The organism is Thermomonas aquatica (assembly GCF_006337105.1).
Taxonomy (GTDB): domain Bacteria; phylum Pseudomonadota; class Gammaproteobacteria; order Xanthomonadales; family Xanthomonadaceae; genus Thermomonas; species Thermomonas aquatica.
In genome coordinates, this window is record NZ_CP040871.1 from 129,260 (window position 1) to 148,472 (window position 19,213).

Annotated in this window: 19 protein-coding genes; 14 read left to right on the forward strand and 5 right to left on the reverse strand. The window is 68.8% G+C overall.

Annotation, left to right across the window (positions count from 1 at the left end; translation table 11 throughout):
• Positions 1 to 5: 5 nt before the first annotated feature.
• The gene (gene galU / locus FHQ07_RS00635) at positions 6 to 917 is read left to right on the forward strand and encodes a UTP--glucose-1-phosphate uridylyltransferase GalU (RefSeq protein ID WP_139714816.1); all 912 of its coding nucleotides are present in this window, start codon (positions 6 to 8) and stop codon (positions 915 to 917) included.
• Between the two features lie 67 nt (positions 918 to 984).
• On the opposite strand, the gene FHQ07_RS00640 is transcribed toward galU, so the two are convergent.
• From FHQ07_RS00640 to FHQ07_RS00650, 3 genes are read right to left on the reverse strand one after another with little or no spacing between them, the layout of a single operon-like run.
• A complete protein-coding gene (locus FHQ07_RS00640) occupies positions 985 to 2,190 on the reverse strand; it encodes an acetyl-CoA C-acyltransferase (RefSeq protein WP_139714817.1) in 1,206 nt (401 codons plus the stop codon).
• Between the two features lie 26 nt (positions 2,191 to 2,216).
• Positions 2,217 to 4,589, reverse strand: coding sequence for a 3-hydroxyacyl-CoA dehydrogenase/enoyl-CoA hydratase family protein (locus FHQ07_RS00645; protein WP_139714818.1), 2,373 nt, complete (start codon positions 4,587 to 4,589; stop codon positions 2,217 to 2,219).
• 31 nt (positions 4,590 to 4,620) lie between these two features.
• Positions 4,621 to 5,247 (reverse strand): TetR/AcrR family transcriptional regulator, encoded by a 627-nt coding sequence (locus FHQ07_RS00650; protein ID WP_139714819.1) that lies wholly within the window; start codon positions 5,245 to 5,247, stop codon positions 4,621 to 4,623.
• A 227-nt stretch (positions 5,248 to 5,474) separates the two neighbouring features.
• On the opposite strand from FHQ07_RS00650, the gene ndk reads away from it, so the two are divergent.
• The 11 genes from ndk to FHQ07_RS00705 all read left to right on the forward strand — a co-directional run bounded on the left by ndk (position 5,475) and on the right by FHQ07_RS00705 (position 16,179).
• On the forward strand, positions 5,475 to 5,900 hold the full coding sequence (ndk, locus tag FHQ07_RS00655; RefSeq protein WP_139714820.1) for a nucleoside-diphosphate kinase: 426 nt from the start codon (positions 5,475 to 5,477) through the stop codon (positions 5,898 to 5,900).
• Positions 5,901 to 5,907: 7 nt separating this feature from the next.
• Positions 5,908 to 7,134: a dual-specificity RNA methyltransferase RlmN gene (gene rlmN / locus FHQ07_RS00660; protein WP_139714821.1), complete on the forward strand. Its 1,227-nt coding sequence runs from the start codon at positions 5,908 to 5,910 to the stop codon at positions 7,132 to 7,134.
• Positions 7,124 to 7,936 carry a type IV pilus biogenesis/stability protein PilW gene (gene pilW / locus FHQ07_RS00665; RefSeq protein WP_139714822.1) on the forward strand — a complete coding sequence of 271 codons (813 nt, stop codon included), beginning with the start codon at positions 7,124 to 7,126 and terminating at the stop codon, positions 7,934 to 7,936. Before rlmN ends, pilW begins: the two co-directional genes overlap by 11 nt.
• Positions 7,933 to 8,736 carry a helix-turn-helix domain-containing protein gene (locus tag FHQ07_RS00670; RefSeq protein ID WP_139714823.1) on the forward strand — a complete coding sequence of 268 codons (804 nt, stop codon included), beginning with the start codon at positions 7,933 to 7,935 and terminating at the stop codon, positions 8,734 to 8,736. Before pilW ends, FHQ07_RS00670 begins: the two co-directional genes overlap by 4 nt.
• A gap of 110 nt (positions 8,737 to 8,846) precedes the next feature.
• Positions 8,847 to 9,491 (forward strand): YfgM family protein, encoded by a 645-nt coding sequence (locus FHQ07_RS00675; RefSeq protein ID WP_139714824.1) that lies wholly within the window; start codon positions 8,847 to 8,849, stop codon positions 9,489 to 9,491.
• A gap of 11 nt (positions 9,492 to 9,502) precedes the next feature.
• Complete coding sequence (gene bamB / locus FHQ07_RS00680) at positions 9,503 to 10,672, forward strand: outer membrane protein assembly factor BamB (RefSeq protein ID WP_139714825.1); 1,170 nt, start codon at positions 9,503 to 9,505, stop codon at positions 10,670 to 10,672.
• A gap of 110 nt (positions 10,673 to 10,782) precedes the next feature.
• A complete protein-coding gene (der, locus tag FHQ07_RS00685; protein ID WP_139714826.1) occupies positions 10,783 to 12,183 on the forward strand; it encodes a ribosome biogenesis GTPase Der in 1,401 nt (466 codons plus the stop codon).
• A 7-nt stretch (positions 12,184 to 12,190) separates the two neighbouring features.
• The gene (mobA, locus tag FHQ07_RS00690; protein WP_139714827.1) at positions 12,191 to 12,766 is read left to right on the forward strand and encodes a molybdenum cofactor guanylyltransferase; all 576 of its coding nucleotides are present in this window, start codon (positions 12,191 to 12,193) and stop codon (positions 12,764 to 12,766) included.
• The gene (locus FHQ07_RS00695) at positions 12,759 to 13,973 is read left to right on the forward strand and encodes a molybdopterin molybdotransferase MoeA (protein WP_139714828.1); all 1,215 of its coding nucleotides are present in this window, start codon (positions 12,759 to 12,761) and stop codon (positions 13,971 to 13,973) included. The genes mobA and FHQ07_RS00695 overlap by 8 nt, the downstream gene beginning before the upstream one ends.
• Before the next feature lie 17 nt (positions 13,974 to 13,990).
• A complete protein-coding gene (gene moeB / locus FHQ07_RS00700; RefSeq protein WP_139714829.1) occupies positions 13,991 to 15,121 on the forward strand; it encodes a molybdopterin-synthase adenylyltransferase MoeB in 1,131 nt (376 codons plus the stop codon).
• Between the two features lie 11 nt (positions 15,122 to 15,132).
• The gene (locus FHQ07_RS00705; RefSeq protein WP_168191418.1) at positions 15,133 to 16,179 is read left to right on the forward strand and encodes a DUF2272 domain-containing protein; all 1,047 of its coding nucleotides are present in this window, start codon (positions 15,133 to 15,135) and stop codon (positions 16,177 to 16,179) included.
• 6 nt (positions 16,180 to 16,185) lie between these two features.
• Here FHQ07_RS00705 and FHQ07_RS00710 read toward each other — a convergent pair whose 3' ends face one another.
• Both FHQ07_RS00710 and FHQ07_RS00715 read right to left on the reverse strand, forming a co-directional pair.
• Complete coding sequence (locus FHQ07_RS00710) at positions 16,186 to 16,389, reverse strand: hypothetical protein (RefSeq protein ID WP_139714831.1); 204 nt, start codon at positions 16,387 to 16,389, stop codon at positions 16,186 to 16,188.
• Between the two features lie 50 nt (positions 16,390 to 16,439).
• Positions 16,440 to 16,733, reverse strand: a complete 294-nt coding sequence (locus tag FHQ07_RS00715) for a DUF1244 domain-containing protein (RefSeq protein ID WP_139714832.1) — start codon at positions 16,731 to 16,733, stop codon at positions 16,440 to 16,442.
• Positions 16,734 to 16,798: 65 nt separating this feature from the next.
• Between FHQ07_RS00715 and folD the strand changes: the two genes are divergently transcribed.
• Together folD and guaB are read left to right on the forward strand one after the other, a co-directional pair.
• Entirely contained in the window at positions 16,799 to 17,674 is an 876-nt protein-coding gene (gene folD, locus FHQ07_RS00720) for a bifunctional methylenetetrahydrofolate dehydrogenase/methenyltetrahydrofolate cyclohydrolase FolD (protein ID WP_139714833.1), read from the forward strand.
• Between the two features lie 76 nt (positions 17,675 to 17,750).
• A complete protein-coding gene (gene guaB, locus FHQ07_RS00725) occupies positions 17,751 to 19,208 on the forward strand; it encodes an IMP dehydrogenase (protein ID WP_139714834.1) in 1,458 nt (485 codons plus the stop codon).
• Positions 19,209 to 19,213 lie beyond the last annotated feature (5 nt).

Genomic DNA, 19,213 nt, shown 5'->3' on the forward strand with positions numbered 1-19,213 from the left:
GACGCATGCAGAAGCAGAATCCATCGCGCCGCGTGCGCATCGCCGTGTTCCCGGTCGCCGGTCTCGGCACCCGCTTCCTGCCGGCCACCAAGACCGTGCCGAAGGAGATGCTGCCGATCGTCGACAAGCCGTTGATCCAGTACGCGGTGGACGAGGCGGTGGAAGCCGGTTGCGACACCCTGGTGTTCATCACCAACCGCTACAAGCACGCGGTGGCCGACTACTTCGACAAGGCCTACGAACTGGAACAGAAGCTGGAGAAGGCCGGCAAGGCCGAACAGCTGGAACTGATCCGCAACGTGCTGCCGCCCGGCGTGCGCGCGGTGTTCGTCACCCAGGCCGAGGCGCTGGGCCTTGGGCATGCCGTGCTCTGCGCGAAGCCCGTGGTCGGGAACCAGCCGTTCGCGGTGTTGTTGCCGGACGACCTGATCTGGAGCCGCGGCGACGGCGCGCTGAAGCAGATGGCCGACCATGCCGAACGCACCGGCGGCAGCGCCATCGCGGTGCAGGACGTGCCGCGCGAACAGACCAAGAGCTACGGCATCGTCGCCACCGAAGGTTTCGATGGGCAGGCGGGCCGCATCTCGCAGATCGTCGAGAAGCCGAAGCCCGAGGACGCGCCGAGCAACCTCGCGGTGGTCGGGCGCTACGTGCTCAGTCCGCGCATCTTCGAGTTGCTGGAGAAGACCGGGCAGGGCAGTGGCGGCGAGATCCAGCTGACCGATGCCATCGCCCAGCTGCTGCCGTTGGAGCAAGTCGACGCGTTCCGCTTCCACGGCACCCGCTTCGACTGCGGTACCCACCTCGGCCTGATCGAAGCCACCGTGCGCTATGCGCTGGACCATGAATTGCTCAGCGATGCCGCACGCGCGTTGATGCAGAACGCCTTGAACGAAATGGGCGTGGTCGAGAACTGAATCGTCCAGCGCGGTACAAAAAAACGGGGCCATCGGCCCCGTTTTTCGTTCCCGCCGCAGCGCGGAATCAAAGCGCCTCGAAGATCCCCGCCGCGCCCATGCCGGTGCCGATGCACATCGTCACCATGCCGTACTTCTGCTGGCGACGGCGCAGGCCGTGCACGATGGTCGCGGTGCGCACCGCGCCGGTCGCGCCCAGCGGGTGACCGAGGGCGATGGCGCCGCCGAGCGGATTCACCTTGGACGGATCCAGGCCGGAGTCCTTGATCACCGCCAGCGCCTGCGCGGCGAAGGCTTCGTTGAGCTCGATCCAGTCGAGTTGATCCTTGGTCAGGCCGGCCTGCTTCAGCGCCTTCGGGATCGCCGCGATCGGGCCGATGCCCATCACTTCCGGGCGCACGCCGGCCACGCTGAAGCTCACGAAGCGGGCCAGCGGGGTCAGGCCGTAGTCCTTGATCGCCCGTTCGGAGGCCAGCAGCACCGCGCCGGCGCCATCGCTCATCTGCGAGGAATTGCCGGCGGTCACGCTGCCGCCGAACTGGCCGTTGCGGAACACCGGGCGCAGCTTGCCCAGGCCTTCCAGGGTGGTGTCCGGGCGCGGGCCTTCGTCGGTTTCGACCAGCGACTTCTTCAGCCGCACGGCATTGCCGGCGAGGTCGGGCAGGTGTGCGGTGATTTCGTAGGGGCTGATTTCGGAAGCGAATTCGCCGGCCGCGATCGCGGCGATGGCCTTCTGGTGCGAGGCCAGTGCGAACGCGTCCTGTTCCTCGCGGCTCACCTTCCATTCCTCGGCCACTTTCTCCGCGGTGATGCCCATGCCGTAGGCGATCGCCACGTGGTCGTCCTTGAACACCGACGGACTCAGCGCGACCTTGTTGCCCATCATCGGCACCATGCTCATCGACTCGGTGCCGCCGGCCAGCATCAGGTCGGCATTGCCCAGCCGGATCTGGTCGGCGGCCAGCGCCACCGCCTGCAGGCCGGAGGAGCAGAAGCGGTTGATGGTCTGCGCGGCCACCGTGTCCGGCAGGCCGGCCAGCAGCACGCCGATGCGCGCCACGTTCATGCCTTGCTCGCCTTCCGGCATGGCGCAGCCGATGATCGCGTCGTCGATGCGGTTGACGTCGATGCCCGGCGCCTGCGCGACTACGCTGCGCAGCACGTGCGCCAGCATGTCGTCGGGGCGGGTATTGCGGAACACGCCGCGCGGCGCCTTGCCGACCGGGGTGCGGGTGGCGGCGACGATGTAGGCGTCCTGGATTTGCTTGATCATTGTCATGAGTCCTGTGTCGTCGTCGCTCAATTACGCAAGGGCTTGCCGGTCTTGAGCATGTGCGCGATGCGCTCCTGCGTCTTCGGCATCTGCGCCAGCGCCACGAAGTGCTCGCGCTCCAGCCGCAGCAGCCAGTCCTCGTCCACCAGCGAACCGCGGTCGATCTCGCCGCCGCAGAGCACGGTGGCGATGCGGGTGGCGATCTCGTAGTCGTGCGGGCTGATGAAACGGCCTTCCAGCATGTTGACCAGCAGCATCTTGAAGGTGGCGATGCCGACCTCGCCGGCCACCTGCACGCGGCGCGCCGGCAGCGGCGGGCGATAGCCGCGTTCGGCCAGCGCCAGCGCTTCCTGCTTGGCGATGTGCAGCAGCTCGTAGGCGTTGAACGCGACCACGTCGTCCTTCCGCACCAGGCCGAGTTCCTTGGCCTCGACCGCGGAGGTCGAGACCTTGCCCATCGCGATGGTCTCGAACACCTTCTTCAGTTCGGCGAACACGTCGCCGCCCGGACCCGCGGCGTTGGAGGCGCGCACCGCCAGTTCCTTCAGGCCGCCACCGGCCGGCAGCAGGCCGACGCCGGCCTCGACCAGGCCGATGTAGCTCTCGAGGTGGGCCACGGTGCGCGCGCTGTGCATCTGGAATTCGCAGCCGCCGCCCAACGCCAGCCCGCGCACTGCCGCGACCACCGGCACCAGCGAATACTTGATGCGCTGGCTGGTGGCCTGGAAGTTGGCGACCATCGCGTCGAAGCCCTTGAGGTCGCCGGACTGCAGCAGGCCCAGCGCACCGGACAGGTCGGCACCGGCGGAGAACGGCTCCTTCGGCTGCCAGATCACCGCGCCGCGGAAGTCGCGCTCGGCGATGGCGATGGCCTCCTGCACGCCGGACAGCACCTTGTCGCTGACGGTGTGCAGCTTGGTCTTGAACGAAATGACCAGGATGCCGTCGCCGTCGTGCCAGGCGCGCACGCCCTCGTTCTCGAACACGGTCTCGCCGGGGGCGAAGCGCTCGCCCAGCACCGGGTCGGGGAAGCGCTGGCGCTTGTAGACGGGCAGGGACGAGCGCGGCAGCTTGGCGTCGCGCGCCGGGCTGTAGCTGCCCTCGGCGCCGTGCACGCCCTCGCGGCCGTCGAACACCCAGTCCGGCAGCGCGGCGGAACTCATCGCCTTGCCGGCGACGATGTCCTCGGCGATCCATTCGGCGACCTGCTTCCAACCGGCGGCTTGCCAGGTCTCGAACGGGCCCAGCGACCAGCCGTAGCCCCAGCGGATGGCGAGGTCGACATCGCGCGCGGTTTCGGCGATGTCCTTCAGGTGGTAGGCGCTGTAGTGGAACAGGTCGCGGAAGCAGGCCCACAGGAACTGCGCCTGCGGGTGTGCGGAAGCGCGCAGGGCGGCGAACTTCTTGGCCGGGTCGCGCTCCTTGAGGATTTCGACCACTTCCGGCGCGGCGACGCGGTCGGCGGGGCGATAGTCCTGCTTCTCGAGATCGAGGACCACGATGTCCTTGCCGACCTTGCGGAAGATGCCGGCGCCGGTCTTCTGGCCCAGCGCGCCCTTGCCGATCAGCGCGTCCAGCCACGCCGGCGACTTGAAGTACTGGTGCCAGGGGTCATCGGGCAGGGTGTCGGCCATGGTCTTGATGACGTGGGCCATGGTGTCCAGGCCAACCACGTCCGAGGTGCGGTAGGTGGCCGACTTCGGCCGGCCGAGCAGCGGGCCGGTCAGGGCATCGACCTCGTCGAAACCGAGGCCGGACTGCTGGGTGTGGTGGATCACCGACAGGATCGAGAACACGCCGATGCGGTTGCCGATGAAGTTCGGGGTGTCCTTGGCGTAAACCACGCCCTTGCCGAGCTGGGTGACCAGGAAGGTCTCCAGCCCCTCGAGTACCGAAGCATCGGTGGTCTTGGCCGGGATCAGTTCGGCCAAGTGCATGTAGCGCGGCGGGTTGAAGAAGTGCACGCCGCAGAAACGGTGCCGAAGCTCTTCGGGAAGAACATCCGCCAACTTGTTGATTCCCAAGCCGGACGTATTGCTGGCCAGCACCGCCGTGGGCGACACGAACGGGGCGATCTTCTTGTACAGGTCCTGCTTCCAGTCGATGCGCTCTGCGATGGCCTCGATGATCAGGTCGCAGCCCTTGAGCAGCTCCAGCCCGCTGTCGTAGTTGGCGGGGGTGATCGCCTCGGCCAGCGACTTGCTGGCCAGCGGCGCCGGCGACAGCTTGCCCAGGTTGCCGATCGCCTTGAGCACCACGCCATCGGCCGGGCCTTCCTTGGCGGCCAGGTCGAACAGCACGGTATCGACCCCGGCATTGGTCAGGTGGGCGGCGATCTGCGCGCCCATTACGCCGGCGCCAAGCACCGCGGCACGGCATACAAGCAGTTTCTCAGACATATTATGCAACTCCTTGAAAAATCGTATAACGTCAGTTCGCGTCGGCTTGGAAGCCGGCGGCGGCGAAGCGGATCAGCGCCTTGGCGGCGCGTTCGCGATGGGTGGCCTCGGAGACGCCGTGCGGGCGCTTGATCAGGCCGAAGTCGGCCATCGCATAGGTCAGCGCGCCGGACAGGAAGTCCAGCCGGCGATACAGGGTTTCCTTGCCCAGGCCGGGCACGCAGGCGTCGATCGCCTTGGCGAAGTCGCGCAGCACGTGGCCGTACTGGTCGGACAGGAATTTGCGCAGGCTGTCGTTGCTTTCGGCGTAGGCGCGGGCGATCACCCGGATGAAGGCGCCGCCGCCGTGGCGGTCCTGGGCCATCGCCAGCGCGGGTTCGACGAAGGCGGCAAGCACCGGTTCCAGCTCGCCCGGGCGGGTGTCGAGGGCGTGCTTGAGCGCTTTCAGGCGCTCGGCGCTCATCTCGTCCATGCGCCGGCGGAACACCTCGTTGACCAGGTTGTCCTTGCTGCCGAAGTGGTAGTTGACCGCGGCGATGTTGACGTCCGCGCGGCTGGTCACCTGCCGCAGCGAAGTGGTGGCGAACCCTTGCGCGGCGAACAGTTCCTCGGCCGCGTGCAGGATCCGGTCCTTGGTGGAGAAGTGTTGCAGGCTCATCCGGCAGTCTCCTGAATCAAACGCTTGTTTGATATTAGGCCGGGTTTCCGCGACGCGTCAACGGGCAGCCGACCGCCGGCATCGGAAAGTGGATGCGGACGGGCCGCGTCATCGGTTAGAATTCTCCGCAGCCATATCGGCCAAACCCGCGCCAGTACGCGGGTTTTCTGTTATCTTCGGGTCAGCGAACTGGGAAGTTTGCGACCCGCCTGACTGGAGAATTTCCCATGGCGCTGGAGCGCACCATTTCGATCATCAAGCCCGATGCCGTTGCCAAGAACGTCATCGGCGAAATCTATTCCCGCTTCGAGAAGGCCGGCCTGAAGGTCGTCGCCGCCAAGATGAAGCACCTGTCCAAGCAGGAAGCGGAAGGCTTCTACGCCGTGCACCGCGAGCGTCCGTTCTTCAACGCGCTGGTCAACTTCATGATCTCCGGCCCGGTGATGATCCAGGTGCTGGAAGGCGAGAACGCGGTGCTGAAGAACCGCGAACTGATGGGCGCGACGAACCCGAAGGAAGCGGCGCCGGGCACCATCCGCGCCGACTTCGCCGACAGCATTGACGCGAATGCGGTGCACGGTTCGGATTCGCTGGAGAACGCGGCGATCGAGACCGCCTACTTCTTCCCGGCCACCGACGTCTACGCGCGCTGAGCCCGGGATGAGCGAGACGCGCGCCCCGGTCATCGACATCGCCCTCGTCGGCGAAGCTGTCGGTGCGCGCGATTCGGTTGCGGCGGCTGCGGTCGCCGCAACGCGAACCAACATCTTCGATTTCGACCGCGCCTCCCTCGAACGCTTCTTCGAGGAAGAACTCGGCGAGAAGAAATTCCGCGCGCAGCAGGTGATGAAGTGGATCCACCACCGCTACGTGACCGATTTCGGCGAGATGACCGATCTCGGCAAGGCGCTGCGCGCCAAGCTGGAGGATCGCGCGGTGGTGCATGCGCCGCAGCTGATCTTCGACAAGGAATCCACCGATGGCACCCACAAGTGGCTGCTCGGCATGGATCCGAAGAACGCCATCGAGACCGTCTACATCCCGGACAAGGGCCGCGGCACGCTGTGCGTGTCCTCGCAGGTGGGTTGCGCGCTGAACTGCCAGTTCTGCTCGACCGCCACGCAAGGCTTCAATCGCAACCTGTCCACCGCCGAGATCATCGGCCAGGTGTGGGTGGCCGCGCGCCACCTCGGCAACGTGCCGCACCAGCAGCGCAAGCTCACCAACGTGGTGATGATGGGCATGGGCGAGCCGCTGGCGAATTTCGACAACGTGGTGCGCGCGATGAGCATCATGCGCGACGACCTCGGCTACGGGCTGGCCAACAAGCGCGTCACCCTGTCGACTGCCGGCATGGTACCGATGATCGACAGGCTGGGCGAAGTCAGCGACGTGTCGCTGGCGGTCTCGCTGCATGCGCCGTTCGACGCGCTGCGCAGCGAACTCGTCCCGCTCAACAAGAAGTACCCGATCGCCGAGCTGATGGACGCCTGCGTGCGCTACGCGCTGCGCAAGCGCGGCACCTCGGTGACCTTCGAATACACCCTGATGAAGGACGTCAACGACCAGCCCGAGCACGCGCGCGGCCTGGTCAAGCTGCTGCGCGAGTTCGACCGCCGCGTGCAGATGAAGGACGCCGCCAAGGTCAACCTGATCCCGTTCAACCCGTTCCCCGGCACGCGTTTCGCGCGGCCGACGGACGAGGCGATCCGCGCCTTCCAGAAGCAGCTCAACAACGCCGGCATGATCGCGCCGGTGCGCCGCACCCGCGGCGACGACATCGATGCCGCCTGCGGCCAGCTGAAGGGGCAGGTGATGGATCGCACCCGCCGCTCGGCGGAGCATCGCAAGCGGTTGCAGGAAAGCGGGGTGTCCGATGCGGCGTAAGGCACTCGCGCTGGTCGCATGCGCGGTCCTGCTGGCGGCCGGCTGCAGCCGCCTGGAGCGCTTGAGCATCATCAGGCCGACGGCGGCGCGCGGCGATTACACCCAGGTCGCACCCACTTACGAGGTCAGCGACAAGGGGCGCAAGGGCGCGCCGGTTGCGGTCTCGCAACTGCTGGCCAACGCCACGGGGCTGTATCGCGCGGGGCGGATGGACGAGGCCGAGCGCCTGGCACGGCAGGCATTGAAGGCGGATGCGAGGTCGGGAGACGCGCATACCCTGCTGGCCGCCATCGCCACGGCGCGCGGCAATGCCGCGGAAGCGGGCAGCCACTACCAGCAGGCGGTCGCGATCGCGCCGGCAAACGGCGCCTACGCCAACAACTACGGCACCTGGCTGTGCGGGAACGGACGCGCCGCGGAATCGCTGGACTGGTTCGACAAGGCCCTGGCGGATCCGGGCTATCCCACTCCAGCCGCCGCGTTGGCCAACGCGGGGGCCTGCGCGGACAGCGCAGGCCAGCAGGATCGCGCGGAAGCGCAATGGCGGCAGGCGCTGGCGCTCGAGCCCGGCAACCTGCCTTCGCTGTCGGGCATGGCGGCGTTGCAGTTCGCGCGCGGGCAGTACCTGGAGGCGCGCGCGTTCGCCGAACGCTGGCTGGCGCTCGCCCCGACGGATGCCGAAGGACTGCAATTGGCCGCGCGAATCGAGCAGAAACTAGGCGACAACCTGGCCGCGGAGCGTTATCTTTCCCGTTTGGAGGCGATTTCCCCCGGCTCCACGACTGCCCCGCGCACGCAATGACTCCCCATCCGGACAAGACCCACCACGCCCTGGCGGGCTGCGGCGAACGCCTCAAGCAGGCGCGCGAGGCCGCCGGCCTGAGCATCGACGATGTCGCCGCCAGGCTGCACATGCCGGCGCGGATCGTGCGATCGCTGGAAGCGGAGGACTGGTCGCGCCTGGGGGCCCCGGTGTTCGTGCGCGGCCAGGTGCGCAGCTATTCGCGCCTGATGGGCCTGATGACGGCGCCGATGATGGATGCGCTGGTCGACGTCGGGCCGGTCGAGCCGTCGCGGATCGTCAGCCGCACGCACACGCCGAAGGCGCAGTGGTGGGCCGAACAGCTCGGCCGGCGGCTGGTCTACATCGTGCTGACCCTGTTCCTGGTGGTGCCGGCCTGGGTCGCGACCCGCCAGCACCTGGCGAATACCGGCGATGGCGCGCCGCTGGACGTGCCGGTCGATCTCAGCGGCAAGGCCACGCAAGCGCAGCCGCAGCCCTCGACCCCGCGCACGGTGGTCGCCTCGATGGCGCCGGTGGCCGCGCCCGCCGCGACGGCCGGCGACATCGTGGTCCGCACCCGCGGCGAAAGCTGGATCACCGTGACCGCGATCGATGGCAGCAGCCTCGAGAAAGGCCTGGTGCCGGCCAACAGCGAACGCCGTTACGCCGCCGCTCAGGTCGCGCGCCTGACCATCGGCAACGCCTCGGCGGTGGATGTCGAAAACCACGGGCGCAACGTGGACATGGGCGCCTTCGCCCGCGCGAACGTCGCGCGCTTTACGGTATCCTCCGACGGTTCGCTCGTCGCGGCCGATTGAAACAGTCGGAGCGTCGAACCGGCGGCCCGGTCATCGGTCCCATGCCGACGACCGATTCCAATTCCCACACTCATTGACGACCCGCGTACTGAACGCGGGCAAGAGACAGCATGGCAATCGACGACCTGCTCGACGAGCACGAACAGAGCGAACGAGTCCGCTCCTGGGTACGCAGCAATGCGCTTGGCCTGATCGGCGGCGTGGCCCTGGGCCTGGGCGCCATCGCCGGTTGGCAGTGGTGGCAGGGCCAGCAGCAGCAGCGCGGGATGGCGGTCAACGGCCGCTATGCCGAAGTGGTGAAGAACTACGAAGCCGGCCGCTTGCCGGTGGACAAGGGGCGCGCGGCGCTCGACCAGATCGGCAAGGGCAACCCGACCCTGGCCACGCTGGCCGCCCTGCAGCTGGCCAAGGCGCAGACCGAAGCCGGCAAGCGCGACGACGCCATCGCGACCCTGCGCGGGCTGCACGACATCGATCCCGACCTGCGCGGCGTGGTGCGCCAGCGCCTGGCCCGCCTGCTGGTCGACGCCGGCCAGGGCAAGGAAGCGCTGGCCCTGCTCGATGACGACAAGAACCCGGCCATGCTCGATGCCCGCGGCGATGCGCAGTTCGCATTGGGCGATCGCGCCAAGGCGCGCGAGGCATACCTCAAGGCGCTGGCCCTGGTCGATGTCGGCGACCCGCAGCACCGCCTGCTGACCCTGAAACTGATCGAGGCCGGCGGCACGCCGCCGCACACCGAGGACAAGACCTGATGACCCAGGCCATGCGAAGCCCCCTGCGCCTGATCGCCGCCACCGCGCTGGCGGTTGCCCTGCTGTCCGGTTGCTCGACCGTCAAGAACCTGCTCGACGGTCGCGGCAAGGATCGCTCCAAGGATCCGACCCCGCTGGTGCAGATCGCGCCCAGCGTGACCGTCAGCAAGCTGTGGAGCGCTTCGGTCGGCAAGGGCGAGGAACGGCTCGGCATCGCCCAGCGGCCGGCGATCGCCGATGGCCACGTCTATGCCGCCGCGGTCGAAGGCGGTGTGTCGGCATTCGACCTGCGCAGCGGCCAGTCGCTGTGGCGTTATGCCTCGGAGCTGCCGCTCACCGGCGGTCCGGGTGCCGGCGACGGCCTGGTGGTCGTGGGCAGCCTGGAAGGCGACGTGATCGCGCTCGACGCCGCCACCGGTGCCGAGAAGTGGAAATCCAAGGTCGCCAACGAAGTGCTGGTCGCGCCGGCGATCGGCGGCGGCATGGTGTTCGTGCATTCCAACGATGGCCGCGTCACCGCGCTCGATGCCGCCAGCGGCGAGCGCCGCTGGTTCTACAGCGCCGACGTGCCTTCGCTGACCGTGCGCGGCAACGGCGCGATCACCCTCGGCCCCGGCATCGTGTTCGTCGGCAACGACAACGGCACCCTGACCGCGCTGTCGATGACCGATGGCGGCGTGGTCTGGACCACCCCGGTCGCGCAGCCGGACGGCCGCAGCGAGCTGGAGCGCATGGCCGACGTGGACGGCCCGGCCGTGCTCGACAACACCACCCTGTTCGCCACCAGCTACAAGAACCACACCGTGGCGATCGACGGCCCCAGCGGCCAGCTGATGTGGGATCGCGAGAATGGCGGCCCGCGCGGGCTGGGCCTGAGCAATTCCGCCGTGGTGGTGACCGACCCGACCGGCAAGGTCTGGGGCCTGGACAAGAACACCGGCGGCAGCCTGTGGCAGCAGGACGGCTTGGCCTACCGCAATACCAGCGCGCCTGCCGTGCAGGGCGATTACGCCGTGGTCGGCGACTTCGAGGGCGTGCTGCACTGGCTGCGCCTGAACGACGGCGCCTTCGCCGCGCGCTCCAGCGTGGGCGGCGCGATCAACGGCCAGCCGGCGGTGGCCGACGGCATCCTGGTGGTGCAGACCGTCGAGGGCCAGCTCGCCGCGTTCGCGCTGCAATAAGGCCTGGGCCGGCCCCCGGGCTGGCATGCACCTGCGGCCCCGGCTACCCTGCCGGGGCCGTCGCGTTTCCCGAAACAGAAATTCCGCGCCGCACGCGCAAAGGTTGATCCATGCTGCCCCTCGTCGCCCTGGTCGGGCGTCCCAACGTCGGCAAGTCCACGCTGTTCAATGCGTTGACCCGCACCCGCGATGCGCTGGTGCACGACGAGCCGGGCGTCACCCGCGACCGCAACTACGGCGTGTGCCGGCTGGTCGAAGGCCGCCCGTTTGTGCTGGTCGATACCGGCGGCATCGCCGGCGAGGACGAAGGCCTGGCCGGCGCCACCGCGCGCCAGTCGCGCGCCGCCGCCGAGGAAGCCGACCTGGTGCTGTTCGTGGTCGATGGCCGCGAAGGCGCTTCGGCGCTGGACGACGACATCCTGCGCTGGCTGCGCAAGCTCTCCAAGCCGACCCTGTTGATCGTCAACAAGTCGGACGGCATCGACCTGCAATCGGCGATGGCGGAATTCGCCCGCTACGGGTTCGGCGATGCCTTGCCGGTCTCGTCCGCGCACCGCACCGGCATCGACGACCTGCTGGCGAAGGCGGTCCGGCTGCTGCCGGAAGAGGGCACGGCCGAAACCCTGGATGCGGATCCCAAGCGGGTGCGCATCGCCTTCGTCGGCCGTCCGAACGTGGGCAAGTCGACGCTGGTGAACCGCATCCTCGGCGAGGAGCGGATGATCGCCTCGGAAGTGCCGGGCACCACCCGCGATTCGATCGCGGTGGACCTCGAGCGCGACGGCCGCAAGTACCGCCTGATCGATACCGCCGGCCTGCGCCGTCGTTCCAAGGTCGAGGAGGCGGTCGAGAAGTTCTCGGTGTTCAAGACCCTGCAGGCGATCGAGCAATGCCAGGTCGCGGTGCTGATGCTGGACGCCAGCGAAGGCGTGACCGACCAGGACGCCACCGTGCTCGGCGCGGTGCTGGATGCCGGCAAGGCGCTGGTCATCGCCATCAACAAATGGGACGGCCGCAGCGATTACGAACGCCAGCAGGCCGAGACCCTGGTGGCGCGCAAGCTGAGTTTCGTGGAATGGGCGGAGAACGTGCGCATTTCCGCGCTGCACGGCTCCGGCCTGCGCGAGCTGTTCCGAGCGATCCACCGCGCGCATGCCTCGGCGACCAAGGTGTTCAGCACCGCCGACGTCACCCGCGCGGTCGAGGCGGCCTATGAGGCCAACCCGCCGCCGGTGGTGCGCGGACACGTGGCGAAGATGCGTTTCGCCCATCCGGGCGCGGAAAGCCCGCCCACTTTCATCGTGCACGGCACTCGGCTGAAGACGCTGTCGAACACCTACCAGCGCTATCTCGAGAATTTCTTCCGCAAGCGCTTCAAGCTGGTCGGCACGCCGATCCGCTTCCTCTTCCGGGAAGGCGAGAACCCGTACAAGGACAAGAAGAACGTGCTGACCGATCGCCAGGTCGCGAAGAAGCAGCGGCTGATCCGCCGCGTCAAGCGCGCCAAGTAGCCGCGTGATGGTGGCGCGCGGCGAGGTCACGCTGGGCATCCTCGCCGGTGGTCGTGCCAGTCGGCTCGGCGGCCGCGACAAGGCCTGGCTGCAGCGCGACGGCGTGCCGCAGGTACTCCGCATCGCCCGGCGCTTCGAGCCGGAATGCGGCGCGGTGCTGGTTTCCGCGAACCGCGACTTGCCGCGTCATTCCCGGCTTGGCCTGCAGGCAATCGCCGACCGCATCGCCGACATCGGCCCGTTGGGCGGCCTCGATGCATTGGCATCGACATGCGCAACGCCGTGGCTGTTGACCGTCCCGGTCGACATCGTCGATGCCAACGACTGCCTGCTGCGCACGCTGGCGAATGCCGGCGGCGATGGCGCCGTGGCCGAGGACGACGACGGCCTGCAGCCGCTGGTGGCGCTGTATCGCGTCGACTCGCTGCGCGATGCCGTGGCTGTGTGCATCGCGGCGCGGGACTTCTCGGTGCAGGCCATGCAGGCCCGCATGTCGCTGGCGCGGGTGCGTTTCAGCGGGTTCCGCTTCGGCAATCTGAACACGCCGGACGACCTGCGTCTGGCAGGCTATGCGGATGACTGACTTCCCAAGCCCGATCCTGTTCGACGACGCGCGCGCCATCCTGCAGCGCGTCGCGATGGCGAATCGCCTGCCGGTCGAGCAGCTGCCGCTGGCGCGCTGCCACGGGCGCGTGCTCGCGCAGGACATCGCGGCGCCGATCGCGCTGCAACCGTTCGACAACAGCGCGATGGACGGCTATGCCTGCCGCCATGCCGACCTGCACGAAGCCGATGCGGTCACGCTGGTGCTGGTCGGCGAGCAATTCGCCGGCCGCGCGCTGGACCTGCAGGTGGGCGAGGGCGAATGCGTGCGCATCACCACCGGCGCGCCGATGCCGCGGGGTGCGGACACGGTCGTGATCCGCGAGGAGAGCAGCGTCGACGGCAATGCGGTCGTGTTGCGCAGCGCCGTGCGCGACGGCGCCAACGTGCGCAAGGCCGGCGAGGATGCACGGCCGGGCGATCCGGTGCTGCGCGCCGGCACGCCGCTCAATGCGGTGCAGGTCTCGCTGGCGGCCTCGCTGGGCATCGAGCGCTTGCCGGTGTCGCGCAAGCCGACCGTCGCGGTGTTCACCACCGGCGACGAACTGGTCGAGCCGGGCATGCCGTTGCAGCCGGGCGAGATCTACAACAGCAACCGCGAACTGCTGATGGGGCTGTTGCGCGCGGACGGCCTGGAACCGACGGCGTGGCCGACCCTGCCGGACGATCCCGCGCGCATCGCGTCGATGCTGCAGGACGCGGCTTCGAGTTTCGACATCGTGATCACCTGCGGCGCGGTATCCGCCGGCGAGAAGGATCACATCCCGGCGATGCTGCAGATGCATGGCGCGGTGCACTTCTGGAAGGTCAGGATGAAGCCGGGCATGCCGCTGCTGGCTGGGCAGCTGGGCCGTGCGCAGTTCCTCGGCCTGCCGGGCAATCCGGTCTCGGTGCTGGCGACGTACCTGGCGCTGGGACGGGTGCTGATCGATGGCATGCAGGGCAGGGCGGCCCGGCCGCGCCGGTTCGCGCGGCTGGATGCGGCCATCGAAAAGCCGCACGCACGCCGCGAATTCATGCGCGGAACCCTGCGTTGTGGCGATGACGGCAGCCAATGGATCGCGCCGAACGACGCCACCGGCTCGCATCGCCTGCGCGCCGCGGCGGACGCCGATGCGCTGCTGGTGCTGGCCGAGGGCCCGCAGTCCTGCGCGCGCGGCGATGCGGTCGAAGTGCTCGCCTATTGATCGGCGATAATCGCAGCATGCCGATTCGCCACCTCAGCCCCAGCGAAGCCCATGCCCGCCAGCGCGCGGGCGTACTGCTGATCGACGTGCGCGGCGCGCACGAACGCGCGCTCGGCATGGCCGAGGGCGCGCTCGGCATCGTGCGTGAAGACCTGCAGGCCGATCCTGCAACGCACCTGCCGGACATCGACGCCGAAGTGCTGTTGCTGTGCCAGCGCGGCATGCGCTCGCGCCAGCTCGCGGAATTCCTCGAAGCGCGCGGCTATCGCAACGTGGCCTCGGTCGAGGGCGGTACCGAGGCCTGGGATGCCGCCGGCCTGCCGATGCGGCGCGCCGATGTCGATGCCGATTTCGGCGAACGCTATTCGCGCCACCTGCGCCTGCCGGATGTCGGCCTTGCCGGGCAGAAGGCGCTGGAAGCAGCGCGGGTGCTGCTGGTCGGCGCCGGCGGCCTGGGTTCGCCCGCCGCGTACTACCTCGCGGCCGCCGGCATCGGCACCCTGCGCATCGCCGACGACGACGCGGTCGACCGCAGCAACCTGCAGCGGCAGATCCTGCATGCCGACGCGCGCATCGGCATGCCGAAGGTCGAGTCCGCCGCCATCGCCCTGTCCGCGCTCAATCCGCGCACCAGGATCGAGGCCGTGCGCGAGCGGGTTGCATCGGACAACGTGGAGCGCCTGCTGGACGGCATCGATGTCGTGATCGACGGCGCCGACAATTTCCCTGCGCGCTACCTGCTCAACGACGCCTGCGTGAAACTGCGCAAGCCGCTGGTGTACGGCGCGGTGCACCGCTTCGAGGGACAGGCCAGCGTGTTCGATGCCGGCCGCCATCGCGGCGAGGCGCCGTGCTATCGCTGCCTGTTCCCGGAGCCGCCGCCGGCGGACGCCGCGCCGAATTGCGCGGAAGCCGGGGTGCTGGGCGTGCTGCCCGGCGTGATCGGCCTGCTGCAGGCGACCGAGGCGATCAAGCTGCTGCTCGGCATCGGCGAACCCTTGCGTGGCCGGTTGCTGCAATTCGACGCGTTGTCCATGCGGTTCCGCGAAACCCGCCTGCATGCCGACCCGCAATGCCCGGTTTGCGCGCCGGATTCCGCATTCCCTGGGTATGTCGATTACGCCGCGTTCTGCGCGGGAGGTGGCTGAAGTTGGATTCGATGACGCGTGCCCTGCAAGGGCTGGCCATGCTCTGCCTGCTGGCATTCGCGGGCAGCGCGCTCGCCGCCGACCAGTGTCCGTCGCTGCGCGGCCGGCAATCCGACCCGGAGGTCGCCACCCGCATCGCCGCGGTCGCCTGCGACGAGCACATGCGCTGGCGCCGGCCCTTCATCACCAGCGAAGGCAGGCTGGCCAGCAGCATCGTCGCCGAAGGCGAGGGCAGCGGGCTGGAAGGCGGCGGCGCGGCCTGGCGGCAGGTCGCGATGTACTGGAACGACGCCGGGCTGCTCGGCCGCAGCGGCGCGAACGGCGCCGGCGATTGCGCGTACGCGGTGGGCAACGCGTCCTATCCCGGGCTGGGTTGCCGCGGTTTCGTCATCGACAATCCGTGGTCGGCGGCCTTCGTGTCGTGGGTGATGCGCCGTGCCGGCGTGCCTGGGTTCATCCTTTCCGGCGGGCATTTCGATTACGTGCGCGCGGCGCGGCTGGACCCCGCCGGCAGCCCCTACCAGTTCCTTGCGCCGATGGCGGCGCCGCCGGCGGCCGGCGACCTGCTGTGCTACGTGCGCACCGGCCGCGTCTACGGCCACCAGGGGCTGGTGCGCGCCATCGACAGCGGCGCCACCGGGCTGGCGATGCATTGCGACATCGTGGTCGCGGCGGGTGCGGACGGCGATGCCAAGGCCTATCTGATCGGCGGCAACGTGCAGCAGGCGGTGACCATGCGCGTGCTCAACCTCAATGCCAGCGGCCATTTCTGGGGCCTGCAGCAGCGCAGCGAGGATGGCGTGGAATGCTCGCCGGATACCCTGTCCGCCTGCGACTTCAACCGCCAGGACTGGGCGGTGCTGCTCAAGCTCAAGCCGCAGGCGCAGCTGGCGCAACTCGGCCCGGTGCAACCGCCTTCCTACCTGCCGGTGCCGAACGCCGCGCCGCCGCGCCAGGATTGCTGCGTGAACTGCGTGGTCGGCTCCGGCGTGCCGCGTTGCCCGCTGCAAGGCGAAGCCAAGCCGCAGCCGTGGGGGCTGCCGCAGGACGGCAACTGAGGGAACTCAGGCTTTCGCCGCGGTCTTGCTGCTGCGCGCACGCGGCTTGGCGCGCGGGTCGATCTGCACGCCCAGCACCGTGTGGCAATGGATGCAGCTGTGGCTGAGGCAGCGCGCCTTGCTGTCGCCGTCCACCATGCCGACGATGATTTCGACGTTGACGTGCAACACGCGCTTGCCGCACTTCGGACATTCGCCCTGGATCGCCATGGTGTCCCCTGCCTGCTCTGATCGTAGCGTGATGAGGCCGACGTTCGGGTCTAACGCTTGCGCGCCTCGAAGGCGGCCAGCTGTTCCGGCGTGGCTTCGGCCTGGTGCCGCGCCCTGAACTCCGCGTAGGGCATACCGTACACCGCTTCCCGCGCCTCGTCGCGGGTCATCGCCATGCCCCTGTTTTCCGCCGCTTCGCGGTACCAGTCGGCCAGGCAGTTGCGGCAGAAGCCGGCCAGGATCATCAGCTCGATGTTCTGCACGTCCGGGCGCTGCAGCATCAGGTGGTCGCGCAGGCGGCGGAAGGCCGCGGCCTCGATTTCAACGGTTTCCCTGTCGGTCATGGCATCGGCTCGGCAGCGTGGTGGGCGATAATGTGCGCCTACCCCGCATCGAATCCCAGCCCCGCATGAGCGCGAAGATCCTCGACGGCAAGCGCATCGCCGACGACCTGCTGCACAACCTGAAGGCGCAGGTCGACGCCCGCGTCGCCGCCGGCAAGTCGCGGCCGGGGCTGGCGGTGGTGCTGGTCGGCGGCGACCCGGCCAGCCAGAGCTACGTGCGCAACAAGCGCCGCGCGGCGTCGATCGTGGGCATCACCGCGTTCGACCACGACCTGCCGGCCGGCACCAGCGAAGCCGAACTGCTCGCCCTGATCGACAGGCTCAACGCCGACCCGAAGGTGCACGGCATCCTGATCCAGCTGCCGCTGCCCGGCATCCCCGATGCCAGCGCGCTGATCGAGCGCATCCATCCCGACAAGGACGTGGACGGCTTCCACCCGCAGAACGTCGGCCACCTGGCGCTGCGCCAGTTCGGCCTGCGCCCGTGCACGCCGCGCGGGATCACCACGCTGCTGGCCTACACCGATCGCCCGGTGCGCGGCGCCAGCGCGACCATCGTCGGCGTCAGCAACCATGTCGGCCGGCCGATGGCGCTGGAACTGCTGATCGCCGGCTGCACGGTGACCAGCTGCCACAAGTTCACCCCGCAGGACGTGCTCAAGCGGCACGTGGGCGAGGCGGACATCCTCGTCGTTGCGGTCGGCCGCCCGGGCCTGATCCCCGGCGAATGGGTGAAGCCGGGCGCGGTGGTGATCGATGTCGGCATCAACCGTCTGGACGATGGCCGCCTGACCGGCGACGTCCAGTTCGAAGCCGCCGCCGACCGCGCCAGCTGGATCACGCCTGTGCCGGGCGGGGTGGGGCCGATGACCGTGGCCACGCTGATGCAGAACACCCTGGAAGCGGCCGAACTGGCCGACGCGGCGGCCGCGGAACGCTGAGTTCGCGGCAAGGGCAGACTCCGGGCGCGCCAGGCGGCTATAATGACGCGCTTCCCCAACTCTCCCGGGACTGCCGATGCTCCGCATCCAGGCTGAAGCACTGACGTACGACGATGTTTCCCTCGTCCCCGCGCATTCCACGGTCCTGCCCAAGGACGTCAGCCTCGCCACGCGGCTGACCCGCGACCTGCACATCCGCCTGCCGATCGTCTCCGCGGCGATGGACACGGTGTCCGAAGCGCGCCTGGCCATCGCCATGGCCCAGCTCGGCGGCATCTCGATCATCCACAAGAACATGTCGGCCGAGGCGCAGGCCGCGCAGGTCGCCCGGGTCAAGAATTTCGAGGCCGGGGTGATCCGCGAGCCGTTCACCGTCGGCCCCGACACCACCATCGGCGAGGTGCTCAAGCTCACCCGCGCGCGCAACATCTCCGGCGTGCCGGTGGTCGACGGCGGCCAGCTGGTCGGCATCGTCACCGGCCGCGACATGCGCTTCGAGAAGAAGCTGGACGATCCGGTCCGCCACATCATGACCAAGCGCGAGAAGCTGGTCACGGTGAAGGAAGGCGCCAGCGACGACGAAGTGCTGGGCCTGCTGCACCGCCACCGCATCGAGAAGGTGCTGGTGGTCAACGACGAATTCGCGTTGCGCGGCCTGATCACGGTCAAGGATTTCCAGAAGAAGTCGGACAACCCGAACGCCGCCTACGATGCCGGCAGCCGCCTGCTGGTGGGCGCCGCGGTCGGCGTCGGCGGCGATACCGAGCAGCGCATCGAGGCGCTGGTGGCGGCGGGCGTGGACGTGGTCATCGTCGATACCGCGCACGGCCATTCGCAGGGCGTGATCGACCGCGTGGCGTGGACCAAGCAGCGCTTCCCGAAGTTGCAGGTGGTCGGCGGCAACATCGTCACCGGCGATGCCGCGCTGGCGCTGTTGGATGCCGGCGCGGACGCGGTCAAGGTCGGCGTCGGTCCCGGTTCGATCTGCACCACCCGCATCGTCGCCGGCGTTGGCGTGCCGCAGGTGACCGCGGTGGCGATGGTCGCCGAGGCGCTGCAGGACCGCATCCCGCTGATCGCCGATGGCGGCATCCGCTACTCGGGCGACATCGGCAAGGCGATCGTCGCCGGTGCCTCCAGCGTGATGATCGGCGGCCTGTTCGCCGGCACCGAGGAAAGCCCGGGCGAAACCGAACTGTTCCAGGGCCGCAGCTACAAGAGCTACCGCGGCATGGGCTCGCTCGGCGCGATGGAGAAGGGCAGCAAGGACCGCTACTTCCAGGACGCCAGCGACGCCGACAAGCTGGTGCCGGAAGGCATCGAAGGCCGCGTGCCGTACCGCGGCCCGCTGAGCGGCGTGGTCCATCAACTCGCCGGTGGTTTGCGCGCGACGATGGGCTATGTCGGCTGCGCCACCATCGAGGACATGCGCAAGAAGCCGTCGTTCGTGAAGGTGACCGGTGCCGGCCAGCGCGAGAGCCATGTGCACGACGTGCAGATCACCAAGGAACCGCCGAATTACCGCGCCGGTTGATGTTC